The sequence below is a fragment of the Bacillus sp. PS237 genome (assembly GCF_037963345.1).
Classification (GTDB): Bacteria; Bacillota; Bacilli; order Bacillales; family Bacillaceae; genus Bacillus; species Bacillus subtilis.
In genome coordinates this window covers 866,790-892,002 of the sequence record NZ_CP150156.1, presented here as the reverse complement: position 1 = coordinate 892,002, position 25,213 = coordinate 866,790, and the positions used below count along the sequence as shown (strand labels likewise).

Genomic DNA, 25,213 nt, shown 5'->3' with positions numbered 1-25,213 from the left:
TTATTTCAAATTGATAGAAATCGATGGTTGTACCTTAACATGTCCGCTCTATTTGAAAAAGTGCCTGATGTCATAAATTGACGTATGCATGATAGACTAAGGTCATAAGACCCTATGGCTTTCTCAGACGAAAAAACCCACTGTAACGGAGACAGCAGGTTGTTTTTTGAAGATATTAATTTGTATTGAGGCCTCCGCCATTCAGCCCTTCTTTGATATAGCCGTTCACTTGGCTATTAGAAAGCAAGCCAATATGACCGATGCCATAAAGCTGGATGTTTCGCGCTCCTTGTAACCGAGACAAGCTATTGATGACAATTTGATCATTGAGACTGTAAATAGATGTATAGAGGATCTTTTGATTAGGGTCTGTGCCCGGCAGCGCGGTTGATGACACTAAACCATTAGCCCCTCCAAGCGTTACGACATTTTGAATCTTATTGCCCCCGCCTAAATATTTAATATAGTACAGCGTATTGGCGCCTCCCATACTATGAGCCACAATATCTACTTTTTTTGCCCCAGTCTCTTTTAAAACACGGTCAACATATGAAGCAAGCTGCGGGCCGTTATTTAGGTTGTTTCCTGTTTTATCATAAAAATCAATTGCGTACAGTTTGTTGCTTTGCCAGCCTTGAGAAATTAAGTAGTTTTTAATAGCGAAAAAGTTGTATGATGCACCACTTATTCCATGAACAAGAACGACAGGATTATGTACTGACTCAGCTTTTGCGCCAGACGGCGGAGCGGCTAAAACAGATAGAATCAGCGATAAACAAATAATGAATGCCATAAGTACTTTTTTCACGTTTATTCCCCCAAAAAATTTTCATACCACCAATTTCCTATTATATATAAAAAATCAATATCGTTACTATTTTTTCTGAAAATTAAATTTAAATCTCTTTTATATTGACGGAGATAAATCGGATACCTTCTGACAAACCTTTTATCTTCATTTCCAAAGAGCCCGGTTGTGTTCCCTTCCTCCCTTTTCTATAATAAGGGGAATAGGCAGTTAGAATCACAGTTGAGCACCGGCTCATCTGTTTTGCGAAACAGCCAGACACGGAGGATAGCATGAGAGTATTAAAATACGCCATATTAGGGCTTTTGCGAAAAGGCGAATTGAGTGGATACGATATTACGAGTTATTTTAAAGAGGAGCTCGGCCAGTTTTGGAGCGCCAAGCACAGCCAGATTTACCCTGAGCTCAAAAAGCTGACGGATGAAGGATTTATCACGTTCCGGACAACGATTCAGGGCACAAAGCTGGAGAAAAAGATGTACACCCTGACAGACAGCGGAAAGCAGGAGCTGCATGACTGGCTGATCCGCCACCAGCCGATACCCGAGACGGTGAAGGATGAATTTATGCTGAAGGCTTATTTCATTTCTTGTCTATCGCGCCAGGAGGCTTCTGATTTGTTCAAAGACCAGCTGCAAAAACGCCAGGCCAAGCTTTCTGACTTACAGGGAAGCTATGAAAAGCTTATGGCTTCAGCAGAGCCGATGTCATTTTCTTCACCGGACTTCGGCCACTATCTTGTGCTAACGAAAGCGCTGGAGCGGGAGAAAAATTACGTTTCTTGGCTGGAATCAATTTTAGCTATGATAGATAAGGATTAACCGCAGTTCAGGCTGCACCCATACGAATGTACCCACATGCAAAAAAACATCTGCCTAAACGGCAGATGTTTTTTAGGCTCGGAGCGCTTTCAGCCCCGCTGCGAAAGTGATCGCAGCAAATGCAAGCAAAATGCCGCAGATTCCGAGAATATCTGTGACGCGGGCACCGTTAGCGATAATCTCTGTCAACCCGCTCATCGCCCACTTTTGCGGAAGAAATTCAGCGATGGATTGCATAAATTTCGGTTCAATGTCGATCGGCCAATACATCCCGCTCACCATACATGTTGCGATGACAAACAAGTTGCCGAACGCAAGCTGCTGTTCTGGCGTTCTGACGTTGGCCGCAATCATCAATCCAATGCCGACAACGGTCAATAGAAAAAGTGACACTAATACAATAACTGCAGCCGGATTCCCCCAGTTGATGCCAAACAGCCAATGGGTGGAAAGAAGCAATATTCCAAATTGAATCCAGCCAATGACAAAGAAGGACAGCACATACCCAGCACCGATTTCGGCTCGGCTGACAGAGGCTGTAAGCAATCTGGACCATACGCCGTTTTTTCTTGCTTCTAAAATGGTTCCAGCCGCTCCCATCATGGTCAGCATGACAAACAGGATGGAAAACCCTGCTGCTCTGGAGGCTGTGTCACTTGCTTCCGCACCCTCTTTTTTATCACTGAGCGTCTGTCGTGTTACAGCCGGAACTATATCTTCATGTTTTTTGGCGAAAACCGTTTTATACGCCGCCTTCCAGTTCTCTCCCGCTGTCTGAGATGCCGTTTTTGCCGCGGTCACCTGAATATTGAGCGTTGCCAATGCGCTTTCTGCATATTGTTTGACCATCGGCGCTTCCGACAGCTCAGGGCCGTGACGGAAAATCAGCTCAGGATGTTTGCCTTTTTCCAGCTGTGTCTGGAACGAGCGGGAAATGACGATGATCCCGGCAATTTTCTTTTGTTTCAGCTTTTCTGACGCTTTGCTTTCAGACATGTTTTCGAATACATACATATCATCGTGTGCCTTCAGCTGCCGAATATAATGCTGTGAGAGAATCGTATCGTCCTGATCAACGATTGCAAGCCGCACCTTATCATCATTGCCGCTGAGCATACTCCCAAATACAAAGGTAAGCAAAAGCGGGGCAGCAAACATGATCAAATAGTTCTGTGGCTTCTTAAAAATGAGAGAAAGCTCAATGCCGCAAATGGCTAGAATTTTTTTCACCTTTTGTACCTCCTTATCTTGTATGAAGCCGTCTGATACCAATTACAAGTGAACAAAAGCCGATCGCCGCAAAAAGAAGCACAGGCTTTTGAAGGTCAGCCCAGCCTCCCCCTTCCATTAAAGAAAGAAAGCCGTCAAGCGCCCAGCGATTTGGCACCGCTTTGGATACAGACTGCAAGACGTCCGGAAATTGGTACAGCGGCAGCATGGACCCGCCGAGAACCGCAAGCAATTGAATGCCGAAGCCGCCTATCGCATCTGCAGTTTTCATATCGCTGATGCACGACGCAAGCAGCATTGAAATACCAGATACAGCTGCGGCGTAAGAAAGCCCGAGTACACTCACTAACAGCAGATTACCGCCCCAGTCCACACCAAATACGTTGATTGTGACGATCAGAAATATGAAAAATTGTATGATGGCAAACAGATACGTCCCAAGCCATTTTCCGAAGAGAATGACGGATTTTTGCGCAGGCGTCATCAGCATTCTGGCAAGCGTCTCCGTATCCTTTTCCTGTAAAAATGATTTCGCCCCGACTGTGATATGAAACAGCATAAACATGCAAAGCATTGCCGCCGAATAGTATTGAAAACTGGTAACGGCTTTGCTGCCGACAGATTTTTCCGCAATAGTAAGCTTGTCACCTGTTTCTTTTTCTAGCGTCTTTGCCAGCTTTTCTGCAAACTGTGCAGGGTCAAGTTTTCCTTGCTTTACAGCTTCCGTTTTACTGATGTAGTCCATTGAGCCTGACGCGGCTTCCTTTACCGCTTTATATTGCTCTATAAATGAGCTTGCAGCTGTTTCAATGATGGAACTTTTCAATGTTTGATCAGGAGCGGCATTAACAACAGCTGAGGTTTTGCCGGCTTCCCAATGGTTCGGGATAACGATGCCTACATCGATTTTCTTTTCATCAATCAGTTTTTTCATCTTGTCTTTGCTGCCGACTTTTGTGACCTTTATCGACTTCATTTTTTTGAGAACATCTTTTGTAAACATGTTTGCTGTATCTGACTGGTCTGATTGAATGTAGCCGACTTTGATATCATCAATCCGGCTGCCTCCGTCAACAACTGATCCGAGCGCTGCGCCTAAAATACAGGTTAGGATGAGCGGCATTAGGATAAGCATCATAAACCCTTTTCTGTCCGTGATTCTGATTTTCACATCTTTCCATGCGATCCATATGCTTTTTTTCATTGCCGTCCCTCCTCAATCCCGCAACGTGCGGCCGGTCAGATTCAGAAACAGGCGCTCCAGATTCGGTTCCTGCACCTGAAGAGACAGCAGGTTTATATGATGAGCAGTGGCTTCAGCAAGCAGGCTTGTGACGACTTTCTCATGATGAGCCGCAGAAATGTCAATTTTGAGCTCTAATTCATGTACTGTTACATCATTCACATGGGCCAGAGATCGGATCGCCACAAGAAACGCTTCATTGATCCCGCTGACCGTGAGCTGAATGATGGTATCGCCCCCAAGGCGGCTGCACAAATCAGTTTTTGTGCCAATCGCAATCATTTCCCCCTGATCAATTATCCCGATCCGGTCGCATAAAAACTCAACTTCTTCCATGTAATGACTCGTATAGATCACCGTCATGCCCGTTTCGTTGAGCTGTTTGACCGTTTCTAAAATGTGATTTCTCGATTGAGGGTCAATACCGACAGTCGGTTCATCCATAATCAGCAGCTCGGGCTTATGCATTAAAGCCGCACCGATGTTGATTCTTCGTTTCATCCCCCCGGAAAATGTTTCAATCTTATCTTTAGCCCGCTCAGTCAGACCGACATATTCAAGGACCTCAGCCGCTCTTTTTTTGGCCTCACCGTGCGTAAGTCCGTACATTTTCCCCCAAAACATAAGATTCTCATGAGCCGTCAGCGTCGGATATAATGCAATTTCCTGCGGAACAATGCCGATTTTTTGTTTCGCTTTGGCCGTTTCTTTTCCGATAACATAGCCGCCCACCGTGATGTTCCCGCTGTCATGCGGCACAAGGCCGGAAATCATCGAGATGGTTGTGGATTTCCCCGCACCGTTAGGCCCGAGCAGACCGAACGACTCCCCCTTTTTGAGGGAAAAAGAAATGCCTTTCACGATTGTTTTTTTTCCGTATGCCTTTTTGATGTTTTCTGCTTGCAGCACGTCGTCTCACTCCTTTTTTTGATCCATTGCCATTGTAGAAGAAAGAAAGGCGTGCGGCATGTAGCGGCAGATAGAACATAGGGCATGAAAAAAAGGCCTGTAAAAGGCCTTTTCAGAGAAGCGTATATGCAAAACGTCATATGTCAAAAGACAGATACACCATATCTGACCGAGTAAATGGCGGCTTGGGTTCTGTCCCTGACAGCCAGCTTGCTGATAATATTTGAAACGTGGTTTTTGACTGTGCCTTCTGTAATGTAAAGCTTTTCGGCAATTTCTTTGTTATTCAGCCCGTATCCCAGCTCAGCCAGAACTTCGATTTCGCGCTCGGTCAGGTCGAGCAGCTCGTTAGGTTTTTCTATCTCATTTATTCCTTTCAGCTGTTTTTCACGCTTCCATTCATTCAGCATTTGGGCAGTCAATTCCGGCGGAAGCACCATTCCGCCAGAATGAACAGTCATCACTGCTTTTACAATCGTATCTGCAGACATATCCTTCAGCAGATACCCGCTTGCTCCCTCTTCAAGCGCTTCAGCAATCAGCGCTGAATCCTTAAAGGTTGTCAGCATCAAAACCTTTACGCTTGGCAGCGAGCTTGTGATTAATTTTGTTCCCTCCACCCCGTTGGAAACCGGCATGCGGATGTCCATTAACACGATATCCGGCTCCAGCTCTTTCGCCTTTTCGAAGGCTTCCTGTCCGTTTCGCGCCGTTGCGATCACATCGAGCTCTTCTCGGAGCTGGAGCAGGGATGCCAGCCCTTCTCTGACGATATCCTGATCGTCGGTAATGATGATCTTAATCATGATAAACTCTCCTTTTGCTGCACGGGCCCGAAGCTCCATTTTTTATTGGCAAGTGAAAATTCTGCATTTACAGTAAATCCTTGATCCCGTTCGCTTTCAAAGCGGATCATTCCGCCATGCTCCGCTGCCCGCTTTTTCATATTCAAGAGACCAAAACCAAGTGCTGCCTCAGGATTGCCTTTGCCGTCATCCTTAATGACAAGGCTGATGCTGTCCGTTGTGCAGGCAAGCTGTATCGAACAGGCTGCGGCGCCGCCGTGCCGTTTGGCATTGGTCAGTGCTTCCTGCACCGTTCTGATCAGGGTCGGATGGAGAGACAGCGGGATGATTGCAGGATCACCGCTGACCGCAAATTCTGTTGTGACTCCTGCATTTTTGCAAAAGTCCTCTGTCAGCTGTTTCAGCGATTCGATTAGCGAAGGATCGTTTTCAGTTTGCAGAGTGCGTACTGATAAGCGGACATCATCAAGCGCTTCACGGGCAAGTGTTTCACAGACACCTACTGTCTCATCCGCTTTTTGGCTGTCTCTTTTTTGCCATTCACGCAAAAGCTGCAGCTGGACGAGAAGGGCCGTCATTTTATGCCCCACTGTATCATGGATTTCACGCGCCATTCTGTTCCGCTCGTAAATGGCAGTCAGCTCTTCAACCTGCTTCGCATATAAATGGAGCTCCTGATGTGCAGCAGACAGCGCCAGATGGGACTCCGTCAGTTCCTGAAACTGCTGTTTTGCCGTATCCTGCGCATCCAACAGCTTGCGGATTAATTTGCCCACGACACCGCAGAAGACAACGAATGTCATGCTAGTCAAATGATCAATGACAAATTCATTGCCGAACATCGCATATGTACGGATGAGGACGGTCAAAAATAAAATAGAGGAAAGACATAAGACAGACCATGCTGTTCTTTTAGGAAACCCCCGCAGAAAAAAGGCGACCGCAACCGGACAAAGCATAATAATGAACAAACCTGTGCCGGGAAAGATAAATCCGAACGAAAAGCCGATTGCAATATCAATCAGGCAGAACCAGATGGCATTTGTCTCTTTTGTCAGCAAAACATGATTGGCTGCATACATGGCAGCACCTGCTGCTATAAATACATATCCAAACCAGTTATCCTCTTTCACAATGGACAGATACATTAAACAGCTCACCATCAAGGTGAACATTCTCGTAAAAAAAAGAGCTTTCACGCTCATCACTCCCGATACCCAATTCCCTTCTTATCATACCTGCCTCAGGGCATTTTTGACAGGAGTTTCTGGAAAATAAAAACCGCATATGAACTTTATGTCATATGCGGCGCATTCCCTCATTTATTTAAATTCAACCCAAACTGACCCTTGGTTTGCCGAGCGCACGCAGTTCTCAATCCAGCGAATGCCCTCGATCCCTGCATCAATGTCAGGATAAACCAAGTTGTTCAAGATTTCTTCATCTTCACGGTTTTTGGCGTCTATCGCAATGGCAAATTTAAGATAAATATTGGCCCATGCTTCGGACAGCCCTTCGCTGTGTAAGGCGCCCAGTCGTTCATCGGCGTTGCAAACATCATCTAAATACGGCATGCCGCGAACGAGTGTCTGGCCCGGCTCTCCCTGCACTTCATACGTCAGTTCATTTGGCTTGCTGTCCCACCACTCAATGCTTGCCTTTGAGCCGACAATCCGGATTCTATGGCCATCCATACATCCGGCATTGATTGACGATGTCCACATCGTTCCGACCGCTCCATTTTCATAATGCATCAGCACATGGGCATTATCCTCTAGCGGTGCGCGGCTGCCGACGAAGCTCTGTCGGTCACACAGCAGCTCCTTAATTTTCATCTTTGGCATAATAAGCTGTGACATATAATACGTGTGGGTAGATAAATCGCCCAGCACAAAGCTTGGCCCGGCGATCGCAGGGTCGACACGCCATTTCTGTGCAGCGCTTATCTTTTCACCTTCATCTGTTGCACAAAAACCGTGTGTGTACTGCAAGTCAACCACGCGAATATCGCCGATCATTCCTTGTTCAATCATCGCACGCATTTGAAGAAGCATTTGATTGCCTGAAAAACCGTACGTCACGCCGACAATTTTCCCTTTTTTCTCTGCGAGCGCTTTGATTTCCTGCCCCTCTGCTGAAGTGAAGAACAGCGGTTTTTCACAGATGACATGCACTCCTGCTTCAAGCGCCGCCTTACAAATCTCATAATGAGTGCCGTTCGGAGTGGCAATCGATACTACCTCTATGCCATCCTGTCTTTTCGCTTCCTCGGCAAACATGGTTTGATAGTTGGGATAACAGCGTTCCGCATCCACTCCAAGGTTCACCCCGAAATCTTTTCCTCTTTCGGCATCGATATCAAAAGCGCCAGCAGTTAATTGAAAAGCAGTATTGTCTCTCAGCGCTCCAATACGATGTTTATATCCAACCTGGCTGAGCCGCCCGCCGCCTACCATTGCCCAGCGAAGCGGCTTAGAGATGATTCTTTCTCCATTTAGCATCATGAAAACCTCCTATTGGCTGATGGTTTGTTTTAAAGCTTCTACAGAAGTACGGATGCCCGCTTCAGGTGACATCGTCAGATCCTCCATTTCTAAAGAAACCTCACCTTCATATCCCATCATTTTTACAACTGAAAAAAATTCCTTCCACCACTGTAAATCCTGTCCACAGCCGACAGCTACGTAATTCCACGCCCGGTTTGCAGGATCTGTCACTTCTTTTGTTTCTAAAAGTCCGTTGACCGCCGATAAATATCTTTCAATTCTGACATCTTTCCCATGGACATGGTGAATGGCTGAGCCGAGCTCCCTTGCTGCGATGATCGGGTCTGCGCCCATCCATAACAAATGGCTCGGGTCAAGATTCAAACCGACCATCGGGCCGACTGCATTTCTGAGCCGAAAGAGAGTCTCAGGATTATAGACTAATTGAGAGCTGAAGTTCTCAAGCGCTATTTTCCCCACGCCGCAGGCCTCCGCTTTTTTGACAAGCTTCTTCCAATATGGGATCGCAACGTCTTCCCATTGATAGTTGAGGATATCTTTTAAAACGGGAGGCCAGCTTACTGTGTATGTGATCCAGTTCGGCACTTTGTCGTCCGGGCCGCCGGCTGGCAAACCGCTCATCATGATCACTTTTTTGACGCCTAATAATCCAGCCAGCTCCATCGTTTTGTCAGTTATGTCTCTGTGCGATTTGCCCAATTCACCCGGATCTAAAGGGTTCCCCGAGCAGTTTAATGCGCAAAGTGTCATGTTCCGCTTTTCCAGCGCTTGTGAAAATTCTTTTCTTTTTTCGCTGCTTTGCAGCAATTCATCAAGATTCAAGTGAGGTGCCGGCGACCAGCCCCCGGTTGTCATTTCAAGTGTATCGATCCCAAGCTTTGCGGCAAAATTGAGCATGTCTTCAAAAGGCAAATGCCCTAGGCTGTCTGTTACATAAGATAGTTTCATTGATAGATTCCTCCTGGTATCTCAGGTTACGATAAGTGAGTTGTTTGATTTTGGATTTCCTGATCAGCGCGGCGGCCATACTGGCGAAAGGAATGCTCAAGCTGTTCAAGTGACCGCCCTTTTGTCTCAGGCACATATTTTTTCACAAATAGAATCGCTAGGATATTCATAGCGACAAAGATAAAAAATGTCGCCGACATCCCAATATGATTGAGCAAAATGGGAAAGGTGAATCCAATGAGAAAGTTAGCTGTCCACAAGCAGAAGGTGCTGATCCCCATGCCAAGCCCCCGCACATGCATAGGAAAGATTTCCGAGAGCATCAGCCACGTCACCGTAGAAATGGCAGTCTGCTGAAACGCAAGAAACAAAATGGTCAAACTCAGCACAACATACGGCAGGGCGGGTGTTCCTTCAAGGACAATGGATAAAATCCCGATCAGCAGAAGGGCTGTCATCGTGCCAATCTGTCCGATGATCAGCATGGGCCGGCGACGGACTTTGCCGAGAAGCCATATCCCAAAAATGACCGCAATAACTGAAATAACACCGTTTGCAATATTGCCGATTAATGCAGCTTCTGTTTGAAAACCGGCTTCTCTCAGAATTTCTGTCCCATAGTACATAATCGAATTGACACCGGTAATTTGCTGTACGATGGCGATTCCAATCCCAATGAATAGAATGCGCCTTATCCACGGCTCTTGAAAATCATGAAAGCCGGCCTTTTTTGCTGTGCCCTCAATCGCATGTTTGATTTCTTTTATTTCCTGCTGTGCCTGACTGTCTTCACGGATTTGCCGAAGCACCCGCAGGGCGTCACCCATTCTGCCTTTAGCTGCCAGCCAGCGCGGGCTTTCAGGCACGATGAGCATTCCGAACCATAACACAACAGCCGGAAGTGTCGCGATGACCAGCATATACCGCCATACATTTGCGCTCTCCCCCATTGTGCTGCCAATAATGGCGTTAAAGGTGTATGCCAGAAGCTGGCCAATTACGATCATCAGTTCATTTTGTGTCACGATTCGTCCCCTGCGTTCTGCCGGCGAAATTTCCGCTAAAAAGGTTGGAACCGTTACAGAAGCGCAGCCAACCGCCAGTCCAAGCAGAAAACGAAAGGCAATCATCACGGACGCGTTTGGTGAAAAGGTACAGCCAAGTGTGGCTGCGATGAAGAGTAAGGCTAAATAAAGGATCGTTTTTCGGCGGCCGTGCCGATCGGACAGACGTCCTCCAAACATCGCCCCGAAGGCTGCCCCGAGAAGCAGGGAACTCGCAACCAGTCCTTCTGTAACAGGTGTAAGATTCAGCTGACCTGCAGTTGCCATAAAAGGAAGTGCCCCATTAATGACACCCGTATCATAACCGAACAACAGGCCGCCGAATGTAGATACCAATGTAATCGTTCGTAAAAGCCCTTTATGAGCTAAGCTTTCTTTTCCTATTACAGCCTCTTTCTTTTTTGTACTCACGGCTTTCTTCCCCTTCTTTCAAGAATGGCAGAGCACCCGACACCAAGCATAAGCCAATGCATCCCTCCTTCAGCAATACCCCTTGTTGTAACCGCTTTCTAAAAAGATTATAAGACAACGAGATTTCTCGCGTCTTTATCATATGAAGACATTGTTTTGTCATTTCAGGACATCTTATTCGTGCGGCTTGGCCTGTTCGATTTTTTGAAAAGGTTTATTGATTTGAAATGCGGTCATTTTTGAGTCTTTATAAAGGGAGCGGAAAAGCCCTGGAGAGCTGCCGATTTTAGCGGAAAAGACGCGAGTGAAATAATGTACTGAGAAACCGATTTCTTCCGCTATTTCTTTAATCGACAAATTCGTTGATTTCAGCAGTTCGGCAGCTTTGTTTATTTTTTCATTTTGGACAAATTCTGAGTAGCTGACGCCCAGTTCTGCTGCAAATAAACGTGATAAATGCCTCCCTGAGATATGAAAGTGGCTAGCGACATCCGTCAGCTTTAACGGCTGTGACAGATTGTCTTTTATGTGCAGTTTCACCTCTGTCAGCAAAGCAGAAGATGTGTGAATGGGCTGCTTTTGTTTCGGGCGTTGGGCGTACGGGAGAAAGGTTTGGATTAATGACAGGATCAATGCATGCGACAAATGAGATAGGATCTCTTTGTCAAAAGCATTGACAGGTTGCGCTGCTTGCAGCATTAACGTTTTCCAAAGCAGGCCCGGCGGTTCGCCATCTTTCAATTGCATTGTGATAAAGGGGCTTTGTTTCACTTCTTCCATCACTTTGATCCATTCGGCGCTTGACTGATCCTCGCTCAGCTCGAAAGCGACGTAAAAAAGGAACAGCCCTGTTTCACTTTTGATTTGGTGCAAATGCTCCGGCTTTGACAAAAAAATCGTCTGTTCACGAAGCGGATATGTACGATCGCCTTCAAGGTAATATCCTTCACCTCTTACCACGTAACAAATTTCATAAAAGGAATGCTTATGAAGCAGTGTGTTATAGTGGTTCGTCATCGCTCCCCAGTAGTGGACGTAAAATGAAACATCCTTTTGCTCTAAGCGATGCACATATTGATTTAATGCTATTTTGCCCGTCACAAGGTGGTTGAGTTCCATGTAAACGCCTCCTAACAAGTTGGTTCTCTCATCATAACAAGGCGGACAAAAATAAAAAATCCCCCTGCCGTTATTTCGGCAAGGGGATTGCAGTTAAATCACAAATGTAATATAGGCGCCGGAAACAGGGTCTTTCACACGAAAGCTGTTTTCCGTCTCTTCAATCGAATACCCGGCATGTTTGACTCGGTTTGCCACCAAATCCAGCTCCTCTTGGTGGGGCAGGACAACAGTATAATAATCTAGTCCGCTGGCATTTGTCGGTTTAGGCGGCGCATTTCTTCCCGCCCAAATGTTTAAGCCGATATGATGGTGGTACCCCCCGGCTGAAACGAAGAGGGCGGACATGCCCGCATAGTTTCCGACAATGTCAAAGCCCAGTACATCTGTATAAAACGCCTTTGCTTCTTTCAAATCACTGACATGCAGATGAATGTGTCCGATGATTGTATCGTTCGGAAGCGATGTTTTCCGCTCATCTCCTGCCTCTTCCAGAAGGCCCTCAATGTCAACAGCGGTTGTCGTCATGACGTAGTTTCCTTCCCGATCACGCTGCCACGTGCTGCGGGGGCGGTCAGCGTACATTTCAATGCCGTTTCCGTCAGGATCAGACAGGTAGAGCGCTTCGCTGACAGCATGGTCTCCATGTCCGATAGCAATGCCGTGTTCAATCAGGCGGGCGAGCGCGATCCCAAGTTCTTTCCTGTCCGGAAGAAGAATCGCAAAGTGATAAAGGCCTGTCACAGACCGTTCAGGCAAGACGACAGCGCTCGGATTTTCTTCAAGAATAAGCAGTACGCGTTTCCCGTCAGCCGTTAATTCCGCTTGGCGGTCCGTCTTTTTTAAGACTTGAAAACCGATGACGTTACAGTAGAACTGAAGCGAACGCTCCAGACTGCGAATTGTGAGTTTGGCATAGCCAATGTGTGTATCCTCATGAATGCTGGTCATGCTGCATGCCTCTTTTCTTATGCTGAAACGTTTCCGTTCTTTTTTCCTTTAAACACAAATGGGTCCAGCGCCAGGAATCGACTTCCAGTAAGCGCCAGGTGAATGGATGTCAAAAGCAGAAGGTAATCAAATTCTGCATTGCCCATGAATGGCGCTTTCAGCTTAACAGTGATGATGGCGCCGATCAGTGTAAGAGCGAACAGTACACCGACAATACGTGTAGCCAATCCGAAGAAGACAAGCACTCCGCCAATCAGTTCAATCGCTGCGATGACATACGCCATAAAGCTTGGAAGGCCTATGCTGCCGAAAAATTGGATGGTGCCCTCCATTCCCTGAAACTTTGATAAACCGTGAACAAAAAAGATAATACCTGTAATAACTCTTAAAAGTAATGTGCCAATTTCAAATGATTTATTCATTTTATCCTCCTTGATAAATGTTATCACTTACTTAATGTAAGCTAGTATATATACATAACTTGTTTACGTCAAGTAATTTTGTTACATTTTACGAAAATGAAATAAAAGTACTATAAAACTGTAACAAAAAAAGACCTCTGTGCAGGACAAAGGTCTATTTCTCAAATTGGCTTTCATATAAGTCACTGTAAAATCCTTTTTGCCGAATCAGCTCGTCATGGCTGCCTTTTTCAATCATTTCACCGTTTTTTAGCACCACAATCTGGTCCGCTCTTTGAATGGTGTTCAGCCTGTGGGCAATGATGACGCTTGTTCTTCCTTCCATTAAACGGGCGAGCGCTTCTTGAATGTTGACTTCTGTAACGGTATCAATGTTGCTTGTCGCTTCATCCAAAATGAGAAGAACCGGATCGGCAAGCACCGCCCTCGCTATAGAAATCAACTGCTTCTGCCCTTGACTGATGCCCGAACCGTTTTGCGTCAGTACGGTGTCATACCCTTTTGGCAGCCTTTCAATAAAACTATGGGCATTCGCTGTTTTTGCAGCGGCTTCGACTTCCTGATCAGAAGCATCAAGCCTGCCGTAGCGAATGTTTTCTCTGATCGTTCCCTGAAATAAGAAAGAATCCTGAAGAACAAACCCCATGTTTTTTCTTAGGCTTGCTCTAGTAAGGGTTTTAATATCTGTACCATCGATTAAAATTTTTCCATCGTTAGGCTCGTAAAAACGGGCGAGAAGGTTAGTGACGGTTGTCTTCCCCGCCCCCGTCGGTCCTACAAACGCGATGGACTGCCCCGCAGGCACGGTAAACTGTAAATGCTTCAGTGTCTGCTGCCCTTTATCGTAACCGAAGGACACATCCCGGAATTCAATGCTGCCTGTTTGGATGGGCTGATGCACGGCGTTCTTTTCATCCTCGCGCTCTTCTTTTTCATCAAGCACGTCAAACACCCGTTCAGCGCCGGCGATTGCGGACAGCATCGTATTAAACTGGTTGGCCAGATCGTTTAAAGGGCGTGTAAATTGTCTTGAATACTCGGCAAAGACAACGATGGAGCCGATCGAGATCCAGCCTTTCAGCGCAAACAAACCGCCGATTGCCGCAATCATTGTAAAGCTTAAGTTATTCAAAGAGTTCATGACCTTCGGAATAAACCCGGAAATCGTCTGCGCCCAAAAGCCCGACGTCTTGAGTGCAGCGTTTTTTTCGAGGAATTCAGCAGTAATCTGCTTCTCACGTGAATATGCTTTGATGACCTTTGCGCCTGAAACAGATTCCTCAATATACCCATTCAGATCACCAAGGTTTTTCTGCTGTTCTTTAAACAGCTTTCCCGTTCGGTTGGTGATCCATTTCAGGCTCGCTGCCATCACCGGAATAATGGTCAGCGTAATCAAAGTAAGGAGCGGGCTCATGTACAGCATCACCGCAATCGTCCCGACAAAGGTGATCACACTTGACAAAATTTGAATGACTGACGTGTTTAAGGTAGAACTGACATTTTCGATGTCATTCGTCACCCGGCTCATCAGCTCGCCGTGCCGCTGTTTATCAAAAAATGGAATCGGCAGCTCATGCAGATGGGTGAACAATTCGCTTCTCATTCTGAAAACCGTGCCCTGCGAGATCGTAATCATCCAATAGTTTTGAAACCAAAGCGACAGGGACTGAATGATATAGATAGCGAGCAGAAGAAGCAAAACAGGAATCAAGCCGCTGACCGTTTTCCCGACGATAAAATGGTCGATGGCCTTTCCGATCACAAAGGGACCAAGGAGTCCGAATATGGCGCTGATGACAACCATTAGCATGACAAGTATGAGCAGTCCTTTTCTTTCAGCCAAGTAAGACCAGATTCGTCTCAGTGTGCCCTTTGTATCCTTTGCTTTCGCCCGCTTTTTCGCGCCTTCTTTTTTGTCAATTGGCAGTTTGGGATATTGGAAAGGCTTGCGGATGTCTTTTAGCATGACTCGCTCCCCTCCCTTCCGAATTGTGACTCGTAAATGCGCTTGTATAACTGAGATTCAGAAAGCAGCTCACTGTGAGTGCCTTTTTCAATCAGTTCGCCGTCCTCAAGCAGCAAAATCTGATCAGCTTTCATCGCCGTGGTTATTTTTTGTGTAATGATCAAAGTTGTGCAATGGTATGTGCTGATTGCTTCAAGCAGCTTCGCCTCCGTTTGCAGATCAAGCGCGCTTGTGCTGTCATCTAATAGAAGGATAGCCGGTTTTCGAATCAGCGCCCGCGCAATGGAAATCCGCTGCTTTTGGCCGCCGGACAGGTTGACGCCTCTTTGCCCCAAAACAGTGTCATATCCATTTGGGAGCTTTAAAATCGTTTCATGAATTTGCGCAAGTTTTGCCGCATCCATTATTTCATCTAGTGAAGCATTTTCTTTGCCCCAAGCGATGTTTTCTTTGATTGTGCCGGAAAACAAGAGGACTTCCTGCGGTACATATCCAATTTGCCTGCGCAGCCCTTCAGCCGGAATATCTTGAACCGGCTTTTCATCTATGTAAATGCGGCCTGAATCCGGCTGATAAAGCCGCGGAATGAGCTGAAAAAGCGTGGACTTGCCCGAGCCCGTCGCACCGAGAATCGCGATCGTTTCTCTTGGCTTTGCGGAAAATGAGACATTCCTGAGCGCTTCTCTGTCCATTTCAGGATAGCGAAAGGATACATGCTGAAACTCAATCCGTCCTGACAAACGATCAGATATGGTGCCTTCCTCCCGCTCGTCGCCTTCTGTTTCAAGCACCTCACCGATTCTATCCCCTGAAGCCTTCGCCCGGGTGAAAATCATAATCAAAAACGGAAACATCGAAAGCGCGCCTGTAATTCGTGTTGCGTAGTTAATTATCGCAACAACATCGCCAACCTGAGTGCTTCCGCTCGTAATACTGTAGGACCCCGCCCACAAAATCAAAAGGATGCAGAGATTCATCAGCAGCATCAGTACAGGCATCGTGAATTCCACAAGCTGAAAGGCCGAAACCGTTTTTTCCATCAGCCTTGTGTTGGCTTTGATAAATCGTTTGACTTCGTGGCTGCCGCGAAGCAGCGCTTTGATCAGCTTGATTGCAATTAAATTTTCCTGCATGATGGTGTTCACTTGATCCAGCCTTTTCTGCACTGAGCGGAACAGTGCCCCGCCTTTCCTTAATACCCATAGCAAAAACAAGATCAGGATCGGAATGGTCACAAGCAGAAAAAACCCGAGTTTCACATTAACGGCAAGCGACAGCACAATGCCGCCTGCAATCATTAAGGGAGCCCGCAGCATAAACCGCAAACTCATAAAAATCATATTTTGAACCTGTGTGACGTCGTTTGTCAGCCTTGTAATATAAGAAGAGGACGAAAACTGTCCAAATGTGGAATAGGAGAAGGACTGGATTTTTTGAAAAAGCCCTTTTCTCGTATCATAGGAAAAGCTTTGGCTGACATGGGCGGCATAAAAGGAATTCAGCATCCCCGCCGCAAAGGATAACACGGTCAGCCCGATCATGACCGTGCCCCATATCCATACATGCCGCAGATCTTGCTTCAATATCCCATCGTCGATGATTTTTGCAATCAATAAAGGCTGCATCAGTTCAACTGCAAGCTCCGTCAGCATAAGAATCAGAGCAATTCCCGCCAGCAATGAATATGGTTTTAAAAACGACAAAGCCTTTTGCATGTAAAAGCCTCCAAACCCCTTTTTACTCGATTGTCTCTTTCTTTACTTTACTATGGCGGTCTTTTTGACGGCAAACGAAAACCCTCCCGAAAAGGAGGGCAGTCTTTATTGATTCAATATTTTTTCCACACGCTCCCGCATCTGCGGCACGCTTAATCCGATAATTACCTGAAACGCCTTCCCGTTCCTGACAACGCCGTGTGCGCCAAGCGCGCGGAATACGCTGTCGGGTTCAACCTTTGTTTCATCCTTGACACTGACTCTGAGGCGGGTGGCGCAGTTTGTGACTTCAGTGATGTTGTCTTTTCCGCCCAGCGCTTCAATATACAGAAAAGCGGTGTCATCAGCCGTTTCAGCAGCGGAGGCCGTTTCATCCTTGTTTTTTCGTTCTCTGTATTCCTTTTTCGAATATAGCTTTGTTTCCTGCTGTTCATCCTTTTCCCGTCCTGGTGTAGCGATATTGAATTTGAGGATTAAAAATCTGAAGACGAAAAAATAAATTGCTGTAAACGAGAGCCCGATCAAAATTTGATACACATATGTCATACCGTGGCTGCCAAAGAGCGGAATCCAGTTCAAGGTTACCGCCTCAATCAGTCCGCCTCCCATATTTCCGACGACGCCGGCCATATACATAACTGTCGACATTGTGGCGGCAAGCACGGCGTGAACCGCAAATAAGAAAGGTGAAATGAATAAGAACGTAAACTCAATCGGCTCTGTAATACCGGCGACAATCGCTGTCAGTGTGACAGGAATCAGCAGCCCTGCGACGAGTTTTTTCTTTTCCTTTTTGGCTGTCACATAAAAAGCCAGGGCGATACCCGGAATACCGAAGATTTTCGAGTTGCCGTGAAGCGCGAATCCGCCTTGCGGAAAGAGCTCCTTCAGCGGTTTGGCGCTTTGCGAATATTCGCCGAGATGCTGTGCCCAATACGTGACGATCCCGCCTTCCGCTACAGCCGGGCCATAAATAAACGGCGTGTAAATAAAGTGATGAAGGCCGGTCGGAATTAAAATCCGTTCCAAAAACGTGTATATCCAAACGCCCACCGCCCCAGAAGCAACCAGGAAGCTTTGAAGCGAGCCGATTCCCGATTGAACCATCGGCCAAATATAAGACACAGCCAACGCAATTGGGATCATAATAAAGAAGGAAATCATCACGATATATGTTGAGCCTTGAAAGATGCCGAGAAAATCGGGCAGTTTTTTATCAAAATAGCGATTATGCAAAAAGACGACAATCGAAGAAATAAAGATGGCTCCGATGATGTTGGTATCGAGCGTTTTTATGCCCGCAATCATCGTTAACCCGCTCGTTCCGCCGACCTCTTGATTCATGTCGACGCCAAATGCTCCTCCCCATACCGTCAATATCGCGCTGACAAAATAGTTGAATGTCAGGTAGACAGTAAGCGCTTCCAAACAGGCGCGTGCCTGAGCTTTCTTCGCCAAAGCAACCGGGATGCCAATGGCGAATAAGAGCGGCATTTGGTTAAAAACAGTCCAGCCGCCCTGCTCAATGATATACCAGCACTGATACCAAAAACCGTCAGGATCGGCGAGCGGTCCCATGAGGGTTTTATTTTTAAAGAGCGTGCTGATACCGACGATAATGCCGGCGAACGCGAATAATAAAACAGGCACAAACATCGCGCTTCCAAAGCGCTGAATTTTTTGCATCATACCAGAACCCCCTGCTACTCATTGTCATTTTTTTCTGCCTCTTTGTAATCAACATATGCGCGGAACAATGCTTCGCCAACGAGAAAAAACGGTGCAAAAGCGACAATTTCCGTTCTATCGCTTAATGTCACAGGTTTGCTTGTCGCATAAAGATTATGCGGAGTCAGCTGGGCGAGGACATTGTTTTTTAAATTCGTAATGGAAATAAAGGGAATACCCTTTGCAGAAAGCATTCTTGCCTGAGGAATCAGCTCCGGTGTTTCTCCGGAAAGAGAAATGATGATAAACAGATCGTTCACTTTAAAATCATCGCGCATCAAATTAAATTCATTTGTGTCTTCAATCAAAATAAGATAGCGATGGCGCGGAATAAACATTCTTTGCAGGTCGCGGGCGCATATCTTTTGCGCATTTCCAGAACCGTAGACGAAAATGCGGTCAGCTGCATCAATCAGCTGGCACATGTCCGTCATGTCCTTTGTCCGTAAAAACTTCAAATTTGCTTCAATATCATCAAGCAGCTTTTCAAAACTCATACTCTCGCCTTCTTCCGGCTGATCTTCCCACTTTAAAAAGACGCGAAATTCACTGTAACCGCTGAAACCGAGCTTTTGGGCAAGCCGTAAAATTGAGGAACGCGATACACTGCAAGCTTTGGCCAGCGCGTCGATTCCAAGGTGATAGCATGTGTGCTTATGATTCAATATATATTTTAAAATATGAAAATCGTTGTCATTCAATTTGCTGTAGTGCTGATTGATCAGTTCTTCGAGCTGCATATCAGATCCCCCCATTTTCTTTCTATTATATACAATTACAGATTCGAAAATGGGGGAATTTCATTTATGATATGCGGGTTGGGCTTTGATCAAGCTCAGGCCAGAAGTCTTTGTTGGCCTCCACTAAATCCTCAAGAATGAGTCTTGCCACACGCGCGTTCGGCACTGTTTTTGACAGGATCAGCGCCTGCCACAGCTTTTGGAACGATTTCTCTGCCCACGCTTCAACAGTCAGCTTCTCAACGGATACCTGCTGCTCCATGAGCCCTTTCTGGAATTGCGGAATGGTGCCAACGGTAATCGGTTCAGGTCCATTTGAGCCGACGATGCATGGCACCTCAACCATCGCAGTCGGGTCAAAGTTCGCAATTGCACCGTTATTTTCAACAATCAACAGCATTCTTTCACCTGTGTTGTAGGCAATCGCCCGGGCAAGATCAACGATATACGATGCGTGGTCATCGATTTTAATTTCGCTGTTTTCCGAGGACTGTTCACGTGTGATCATGTCACATTGGCTGAAAATAAAAGCTTCGCGCCCTTCCATGACTTCATTCGCCCGCGTATGATTCGGATTTGATTTTTTCACCATATCATCTGGGAACAAATAATATTGCAAATACGTATTCGGCAGTGTGTCAGGATCTGCAGCCTGCACGTCACGCGCTTTGGCGAACGTGTCATTCCAGCTTGCCTCCACAGCTTCAGCCTCTGTTTTCGGAATATAACCGTATTGGGATACATGTTCCTTCAGCTTCGGCATTAAATCGTTGCCCTCTTGATCCTGAATCGATGTCCACCAGCCGAAATGATTCAATCCGTAATAGCGGACCTTCATTTCTTTTCTTGAGGATAAGCCAAGAATTTGCGCCATCCGGTCTTCGATCCCAACCGGCATATCACAGATATTGAGAATTTTAGAATTCGGTCTAAGGCGTCTCGTAGCTTCAGCCACAATTGCCGCCGGATTGGAATAATTGAGCATCCACGCATCAGGCGAGTATTTTTCCATGTAATCTAATATTTCAAGCACACCGCCGATCGAACGCATACCGTATGCGATCCCGCCCGGCCCGCACGTCTCCTGGCCGACAACTCCGTACTTTAACGGAATTTGCTCATCAAGCGCGCGCATCGCGTATTTCCCTACTCTGATGTGCGCCATAACAAAATCGACATCTGTAAAAGCTTCTTCCGGGTCAGTCGTCGCTGCAAATTCAATATCCGGCGCTTTTTCTCTGATAAAAACGTCACAGGCGCCTGCAATTCGATCCTGTCTCTCCTTATCATTATCATACAGCTTCAGCTTTCTGATCGGAAACTCCTCCAAATGGTCCAAGAGCATGAGTACGATCCCTGGAGTGAAAGTGCTCCCTCCGCCCGCTATTACGATTGAGAATGATTTTTTCTTCATATGACGACCTCCTTGATAACGTTTACAATTCCATTTATACCATGAGATAGCTCGTCCCGTAACACGTTTGGCGCACTTAGGTCATTTGATCAACTTTAGTGTTTTTTCCCATAGAGCGGGAAATTTCTCATTTGCCTTATGTCTGAGAGATTTGGTTTTTTTACCTTTTTTGTAATCTTAAAGTCTCACCAACTGTGAATTTTAAGTGAATATACGCCCTTCCAATTCTTATGAAAAGGTTCTTTTGTACGATTCGGATACATGCCGAATTATTTATAATCATTTATATAAAACATCCAATTGTGCGTGAATTTAGAAAAGGCAGGGGACAAAAGTTGGACTCATATAAAGTCATTGAGCTGGCAAACAAGTATAGTGCGGCCGCAGAAGAGGTCAGAAGCTCCAAAATGCTGCTTGAATCCCGGTTATCTGCATTGGGAGATGCTTGGCAGGGCAAAGCAAGAGATTCGTTTGACCAGGATTTCGAGGAAACGAAAGCCGCCTACGATCAATTCGAACAGGAGCTGCTTGAAACAAGCCAAGAGCTGAAGGCTGCCGCTGTCAAAATAGAAGAACGAAAAGCTGAAATTGCCAGAATGGAAGAACTGGAGCGTAAAGCAAGAGAGGAAAGACATAAACTCGGGAGGTGAACGGTGTGTCAGGAAACATTGCAGTTGATCCGGATAAGCTCGAACAGCTTGCAAATGATGTAGTCACTGAATTAACTGATATGGAAAACAAATATAAGGACCTGCATGTGGAGCTGGGGCAGATGATTTTGCAATGCGATCCCCGCTACAGCAGCTGTTTTTCTGGAGTGGGCGATGCGTGGAGCTCAGGAAAGGCGCTCGTCACTAAGCTGAGTGACAATGAGATTTTCATCAGAAAAACAGGCGATAAATTTGTGGAACAAGATGATATTTTGCGAAAGCTCTACAATGCCTACGACAAATACGGTACGATGACAAGCTTAACCGCTCTTATGCTGACGCAGGGAAAATATTACGGATTAGGGCTTACGAAATTTGTGAAACAACCAAGCGGCTTGCATACAGCCCAGCACTCAAAACTGCTCTTGGATATTTCCAGGGCCGTTGACAGCTCACGTTATCAAAAAGCGGCAAGAGTGCTTTTGAATCCTAAATATTTGTTGAAAAAGACAAACCGTCCATTTTCAGATTTGGTACATAAAAAGTTTACAAAATACTTTCCTCAGGACACGGTGGATTTTTCAAACAGCGTCAGAAGCTACACAAAAGGATTTCTTAATGAAGCCGGCGTACGCTCCACTTTGAAGGATGTGGGAAAAACGGGCTTGAGATTCGCGAAAGGAAATGCCATTACCGCCACACTGATTACCGGAGCGACCGAAACATTCGGAGCAGGCGTGAAAATTGCTGAAAATTATGCAAAATACCAGGATAAACCGGAAGTTCTCAAGCGTGAAAACGCCAAGGCCGTCGGGAATGCTGTGAATAATACGATTTTTGTTGCCGGCGGTGCCACAGCTGGTGCTGTCATCGGCGGTGCAATCGGAAGCTTTGCAGGACCTGTGGGTACTGTCCTTCTTGGGGCAGCAGGTTCATACATTGGCGGAGTCGTCGGAGAACAAATCGCCAAATATACAGCCGGTTTTGCTGAAAAAGCAGCCTTAAAGCTGAAAGAACCGATCCATGCTGTTGTTGATACAGCCAAAAAAGGGCTGGAATCAGCCGGCAAAGTCGTCAAATCAGTGAATGACGGCATAGATGCGGCGAATAAATCGATACATAAAGGGATAGACAGCGCGAAAAAAGGAATGGAAAAAGCAAAGAAAACAGCGGATTCGCTTATACACGGCGCAACCCATTTCCTTAAAGGGAAATTTTCATTTGGATAGGAGAATAAACAATGAAGCAGTTTACAATTAGCATAGAAGAACTCTTGTTTTGCTTTTACAGCGAAGGGTTTTTTGAACAGGGAATGGCCTTGAAGCAGGCCTATTTTCCGGAAATAGAAGATGAACAGCTCGGCGCCTTATTTGAAGCCGCGTGCCGCTCACTCTTAGCCAAGGATGCAGCGGAATATCGGAACCATCAATATCGGTTAAAGGACGAGTACTGTCCGTTTATCCATGTATTAAACGACGCTGACTATACAGTGAAGCTTTCTAAATTTAACGGGCAAGGTGCCGAACAGAATGTGTCATGCCATGTATCAAAATTCGGCACCTACTCTCACGAACTCCTTTTTGATGAACAAGTCCATCGCATTACAAAAATGGAATCAAGTGAAGGGTTACTTGCTAAGACAGATGAGTTTTTACATATAATAGATACAGAGGATAAAAGAGAATCGATTGTAACATTGACATCAAATGAATTTGAAAAACTCTTGGAGGGCGCTTCAGACAACCCTTCATATCTAAAAGAGTTCCTTGAAAAACATGACCACCAAGAGGACGTTACCCGATTTGCAAATGATCTGGCTTTGCGGAAAGGGAAAATGGATACACTTATGCGTCTGGCATATGGAAAAGATAACACTCCTGAAGTGGCTGACATGGCATTCGTCCTGCCGGGGGCCCACCATACTTGGCTTGTCACAGGCATCACCCAGAATGAATTTTCTATCCTCCCTGCTCATAAGGATGTTGTAAATCAAATCATTTCAAAATGATAAGAATTGAATTAACAAAAGGAGAAAAGCATTGAAAAACCAAGAAATCATTGAAGTCAAAAGCAAAATGTTCCTGAGAATATGGGCTTTTGTCGGATCTGCCGGTATGGGATTAGCATGTTTGTGGCTCTTTTATATGGGTATTACGTTTCAAACGAAATATTACCTATTAGCCATTCCTGCTGGCTTTCTGTTCACCTTGTTTTGTTTATATTTATTTATCATCTTCTTTCCGGCTTTCACCCCGCGGGGAAATACCATTTTCCGCATCAAGACAGGAAAAAATGGAGAAGTGTTCACTGACAAAGTGTCTGTTACGTTTACTGATATCAAGAAAATTGAGATGAGCCGCCATAAATTTAGTCTAAAAGGAATCTTCCAAGAAGATATATTGATCCAAACCGTGGATCAGAAGACCATTCGCATTCCCACTTGGAACATCATTCCGAATCCGTTGTTTTTCGAAGCGGTTGAACGCTATATCCTTCCACATCTGAATGAAGAGGCGAAAAGCAATTGGATCGGACAGTTTACAGACATCCAACGCAGTGCGTATTTGAAGGAATTTGAGAATCATCCGAAGCTTTAGGGGCAGCACATGATTGAAGTAAAAAGCATGATGTTTCTAAGGGCTTGGCTGTTCCTCGCTACAGGGGGCGCCTTTATTGTGGGAGTCTGGCTGGTGTCTGAAGCCCTCACGTTTGAATCTAAATATGCCCTGCTTTATTTGGGCGGCGGATTACTGGCGATGATTTATGGATTGATCACATTCTTTATGGCTTTTCCTGCGTTCACAAGCCGTGGAAATGTCATTTTCACCATAAAGACCGGACCTAGTGGCGAAATCTTCTTGAGAAAGCGCAGCGTGCTGTTTTCCGAGGTGAAGCGGCTTTATATGGGACGCCATCAATACAGTTTGAAAGGGATCTTTTTTGAGGATATTATCATCGAGAAAACAGACGGCAAAATCGTTCGAATCCCGACCTGGAACATCATCACGAATCCGCTGTTTTTCGAAGCGGTTGAACGCTATATCCTTCCCCATTTGAATGAAGAGGCTCAAAACAATTGGATCAGCCAATTTACAGAGGTTCAGCGAAAAGCGTATTTGAAGGAATTTGAGAATCATCCGAAGCTTTAAAAGCTCTCCTCCTCTATAATGAAAGATAAATGCAAATTGAGGAGTGCTCATGATGCTGATTACCATTCTTTTATTTCTCGCGGCAGGGCTTGCTGAAATTGGCGGCGGATATCTGGTTTGGCTATGGCTGAGAGAGGCAAAGCCAGCTGGCTACGGAATCGCCGGGGCGCTGATCCTCATTGTATACGGCATTCTTCCGACGTTTCAGTCCTTCCCATCTTTCGGCCGTGTATACGCCGCTTATGGCGGAGTATTCATCGTGCTTGCGGTCCTGTGGGGATGGCTTGTTGACCGGAAAACACCTGATCTGTATGACTGGATCGGCGCATTCATTTGTCTCATCGGTGTCTGTGTTATTTTATTTGCGCCGCGCGGATAACAAAATGGCCTGCTTATGAAGCGGGCCATTTTTGTTTAATCCTCTTTTAAGCTGTTCAGCTGCACTTCATGCTCCTCTTGCGGTTCGTCAAGCGGATAAATTCTTGCTGTTCCAGTTTCTTCATTTACGTGCTGAATGTAAATAGGAACGCCGTTATATGTTACTTTCTTCATGTCGGGAGATTCTACAATTTCTTTCGCCCTTTGAATATTCATCGTAACACCCTCCTT

The 25,213-nt window shown here is 45.8% G+C and carries 25 protein-coding genes; 7 read left to right on the top strand and 18 right to left on the bottom strand.

Annotated features, from left to right (window positions below):
• Nucleotides 1-175 precede the first annotated feature (175 nt).
• On the bottom strand, nt 176-808 hold the full coding sequence (estB, locus tag NST22_RS04520) for an esterase EstB (protein WP_003243184.1): 633 nt from the start codon (nt 806-808) through the stop codon (nt 176-178).
• 272 nt (nt 809-1,080) lie between these two features.
• Here estB and padR point away from each other — a divergent pair, with 272 nt between their 5' ends.
• Nucleotides 1,081-1,629 carry a transcriptional regulator PadR gene (padR, locus tag NST22_RS04515; RefSeq protein WP_003233588.1) on the top strand — a complete coding sequence of 183 codons (549 nt, stop codon included), beginning with the start codon at nt 1,081-1,083 and terminating at the stop codon, nt 1,627-1,629.
• Between the two features lie 72 nt (nt 1,630-1,701).
• On the opposite strand, the gene lnrN is transcribed toward padR, so the two are convergent.
• The 16 genes from lnrN to glvA form a co-directional block, all read right to left on the bottom strand.
• A complete protein-coding gene (lnrN, locus tag NST22_RS04510) occupies nt 1,702-2,859 on the bottom strand; it encodes a linearmycin resistance permease LnrN (protein WP_003243650.1) in 1,158 nt (385 codons plus the stop codon).
• Nucleotides 2,860-2,872: 13 nt separating this feature from the next.
• Complete coding sequence (gene lnrM / locus NST22_RS04505) at nt 2,873-4,063, bottom strand: linearmycin resistance permease LnrM (RefSeq protein WP_003242483.1); 1,191 nt, start codon at nt 4,061-4,063, stop codon at nt 2,873-2,875.
• 12 nt (nt 4,064-4,075) lie between these two features.
• A complete protein-coding gene (gene lnrL, locus NST22_RS04500; protein ID WP_003244346.1) occupies nt 4,076-5,011 on the bottom strand; it encodes a linearmycin resistance ATP-binding protein LnrL in 936 nt (311 codons plus the stop codon).
• A 143-nt stretch (nt 5,012-5,154) separates the two neighbouring features.
• Nucleotides 5,155-5,817, bottom strand: a complete 663-nt coding sequence (gene lnrK / locus NST22_RS04495) for a two-component system response regulator LnrK (protein WP_003242530.1) — start codon at nt 5,815-5,817, stop codon at nt 5,155-5,157.
• The gene (gene lnrJ / locus NST22_RS04490) at nt 5,814-7,016 is read right to left on the bottom strand and encodes a two-component system sensor histidine kinase LnrJ (protein WP_009966811.1); all 1,203 of its coding nucleotides are present in this window, start codon (nt 7,014-7,016) and stop codon (nt 5,814-5,816) included. Before lnrJ ends, lnrK begins: the two co-directional genes overlap by 4 nt.
• Nucleotides 7,017-7,139: 123 nt before the next feature.
• A complete protein-coding gene (locus NST22_RS04485) occupies nt 7,140-8,321 on the bottom strand; it encodes a Gfo/Idh/MocA family oxidoreductase (protein ID WP_010886447.1) in 1,182 nt (393 codons plus the stop codon).
• Between the two features lie 9 nt (nt 8,322-8,330).
• A complete protein-coding gene (locus tag NST22_RS04480; RefSeq protein ID WP_003244504.1) occupies nt 8,331-9,272 on the bottom strand; it encodes a sugar phosphate isomerase/epimerase in 942 nt (313 codons plus the stop codon).
• 26 nt (nt 9,273-9,298) lie between these two features.
• Nucleotides 9,299-10,747, bottom strand: coding sequence for a sugar porter family MFS transporter (locus NST22_RS04475; protein ID WP_003244331.1), 1,449 nt, complete (start codon nt 10,745-10,747; stop codon nt 9,299-9,301).
• 174 nt (nt 10,748-10,921) lie between these two features.
• Nucleotides 10,922-11,866 (bottom strand): helix-turn-helix domain-containing protein, encoded by a 945-nt coding sequence (locus NST22_RS04470; protein ID WP_003243004.1) that lies wholly within the window; start codon nt 11,864-11,866, stop codon nt 10,922-10,924.
• A gap of 93 nt (nt 11,867-11,959) precedes the next feature.
• A complete protein-coding gene (catE, locus tag NST22_RS04465) occupies nt 11,960-12,817 on the bottom strand; it encodes a catechol 2,3-dioxygenase (RefSeq protein WP_003233597.1) in 858 nt (285 codons plus the stop codon).
• A gap of 17 nt (nt 12,818-12,834) precedes the next feature.
• Nucleotides 12,835-13,239 (bottom strand): DoxX family oxidoreductase CatD, encoded by a 405-nt coding sequence (gene catD, locus NST22_RS04460; protein ID WP_003244204.1) that lies wholly within the window; start codon nt 13,237-13,239, stop codon nt 12,835-12,837.
• 154 nt (nt 13,240-13,393) lie between these two features.
• Nucleotides 13,394-15,208: an ABC transporter ATP-binding protein gene (locus tag NST22_RS04455; RefSeq protein ID WP_003244082.1), complete on the bottom strand. Its 1,815-nt coding sequence runs from the start codon at nt 15,206-15,208 to the stop codon at nt 13,394-13,396.
• Nucleotides 15,202-16,923, bottom strand: coding sequence for an ABC transporter ATP-binding protein (locus NST22_RS04450; RefSeq protein ID WP_003243936.1), 1,722 nt, complete (start codon nt 16,921-16,923; stop codon nt 15,202-15,204). Before NST22_RS04450 ends, NST22_RS04455 begins: the two co-directional genes overlap by 7 nt.
• Nucleotides 16,924-17,028: 105 nt before the next feature.
• Nucleotides 17,029-18,612, bottom strand: a complete 1,584-nt coding sequence (gene malP / locus NST22_RS04445) for a PTS maltose transporter subunit IIBC (protein ID WP_003233606.1) — start codon at nt 18,610-18,612, stop codon at nt 17,029-17,031.
• Between the two features lie 14 nt (nt 18,613-18,626).
• A complete protein-coding gene (gene glvR / locus NST22_RS04440) occupies nt 18,627-19,391 on the bottom strand; it encodes a MurR/RpiR family transcriptional regulator GlvR (RefSeq protein ID WP_003233607.1) in 765 nt (254 codons plus the stop codon).
• Between the two features lie 64 nt (nt 19,392-19,455).
• Complete coding sequence (gene glvA / locus NST22_RS04435; RefSeq protein ID WP_003244008.1) at nt 19,456-20,805, bottom strand: maltose-6'-phosphate glucosidase; 1,350 nt, start codon at nt 20,803-20,805, stop codon at nt 19,456-19,458.
• A 335-nt stretch (nt 20,806-21,140) separates the two neighbouring features.
• Here glvA and NST22_RS04430 point away from each other — a divergent pair, with 335 nt between their 5' ends.
• The 6 genes from NST22_RS04430 to NST22_RS04405 are packed head-to-tail and all read left to right on the top strand — an operon-like array spanning nt 21,141 to nt 24,983.
• Nucleotides 21,141-21,455 (top strand): WXG100 family type VII secretion target, encoded by a 315-nt coding sequence (locus NST22_RS04430; RefSeq protein ID WP_003243177.1) that lies wholly within the window; start codon nt 21,141-21,143, stop codon nt 21,453-21,455.
• Nucleotides 21,456-21,460: 5 nt separating this feature from the next.
• Nucleotides 21,461-22,684: a hypothetical protein gene (locus NST22_RS04425; protein ID WP_003243998.1), complete on the top strand. Its 1,224-nt coding sequence runs from the start codon at nt 21,461-21,463 to the stop codon at nt 22,682-22,684.
• A gap of 11 nt (nt 22,685-22,695) precedes the next feature.
• The gene (locus NST22_RS04420; RefSeq protein ID WP_003243767.1) at nt 22,696-23,463 is read left to right on the top strand and encodes a hypothetical protein; all 768 of its coding nucleotides are present in this window, start codon (nt 22,696-22,698) and stop codon (nt 23,461-23,463) included.
• A 31-nt stretch (nt 23,464-23,494) separates the two neighbouring features.
• Nucleotides 23,495-24,052: a YfjD family protein gene (locus NST22_RS04415; protein ID WP_003244496.1), complete on the top strand. Its 558-nt coding sequence runs from the start codon at nt 23,495-23,497 to the stop codon at nt 24,050-24,052.
• A 9-nt stretch (nt 24,053-24,061) separates the two neighbouring features.
• Nucleotides 24,062-24,604, top strand: coding sequence for a YfjD family protein (locus NST22_RS04410; RefSeq protein WP_003244119.1), 543 nt, complete (start codon nt 24,062-24,064; stop codon nt 24,602-24,604).
• Between the two features lie 49 nt (nt 24,605-24,653).
• Nucleotides 24,654-24,983: a YnfA family protein gene (locus NST22_RS04405; protein WP_010886445.1), complete on the top strand. Its 330-nt coding sequence runs from the start codon at nt 24,654-24,656 to the stop codon at nt 24,981-24,983.
• Between the two features lie 35 nt (nt 24,984-25,018).
• Here NST22_RS04405 and NST22_RS04400 read toward each other — a convergent pair whose 3' ends face one another.
• Nucleotides 25,019-25,198, bottom strand: a complete 180-nt coding sequence (locus NST22_RS04400; RefSeq protein WP_003244276.1) for a small acid-soluble spore protein H — start codon at nt 25,196-25,198, stop codon at nt 25,019-25,021.
• Nucleotides 25,199-25,213 lie beyond the last annotated feature (15 nt).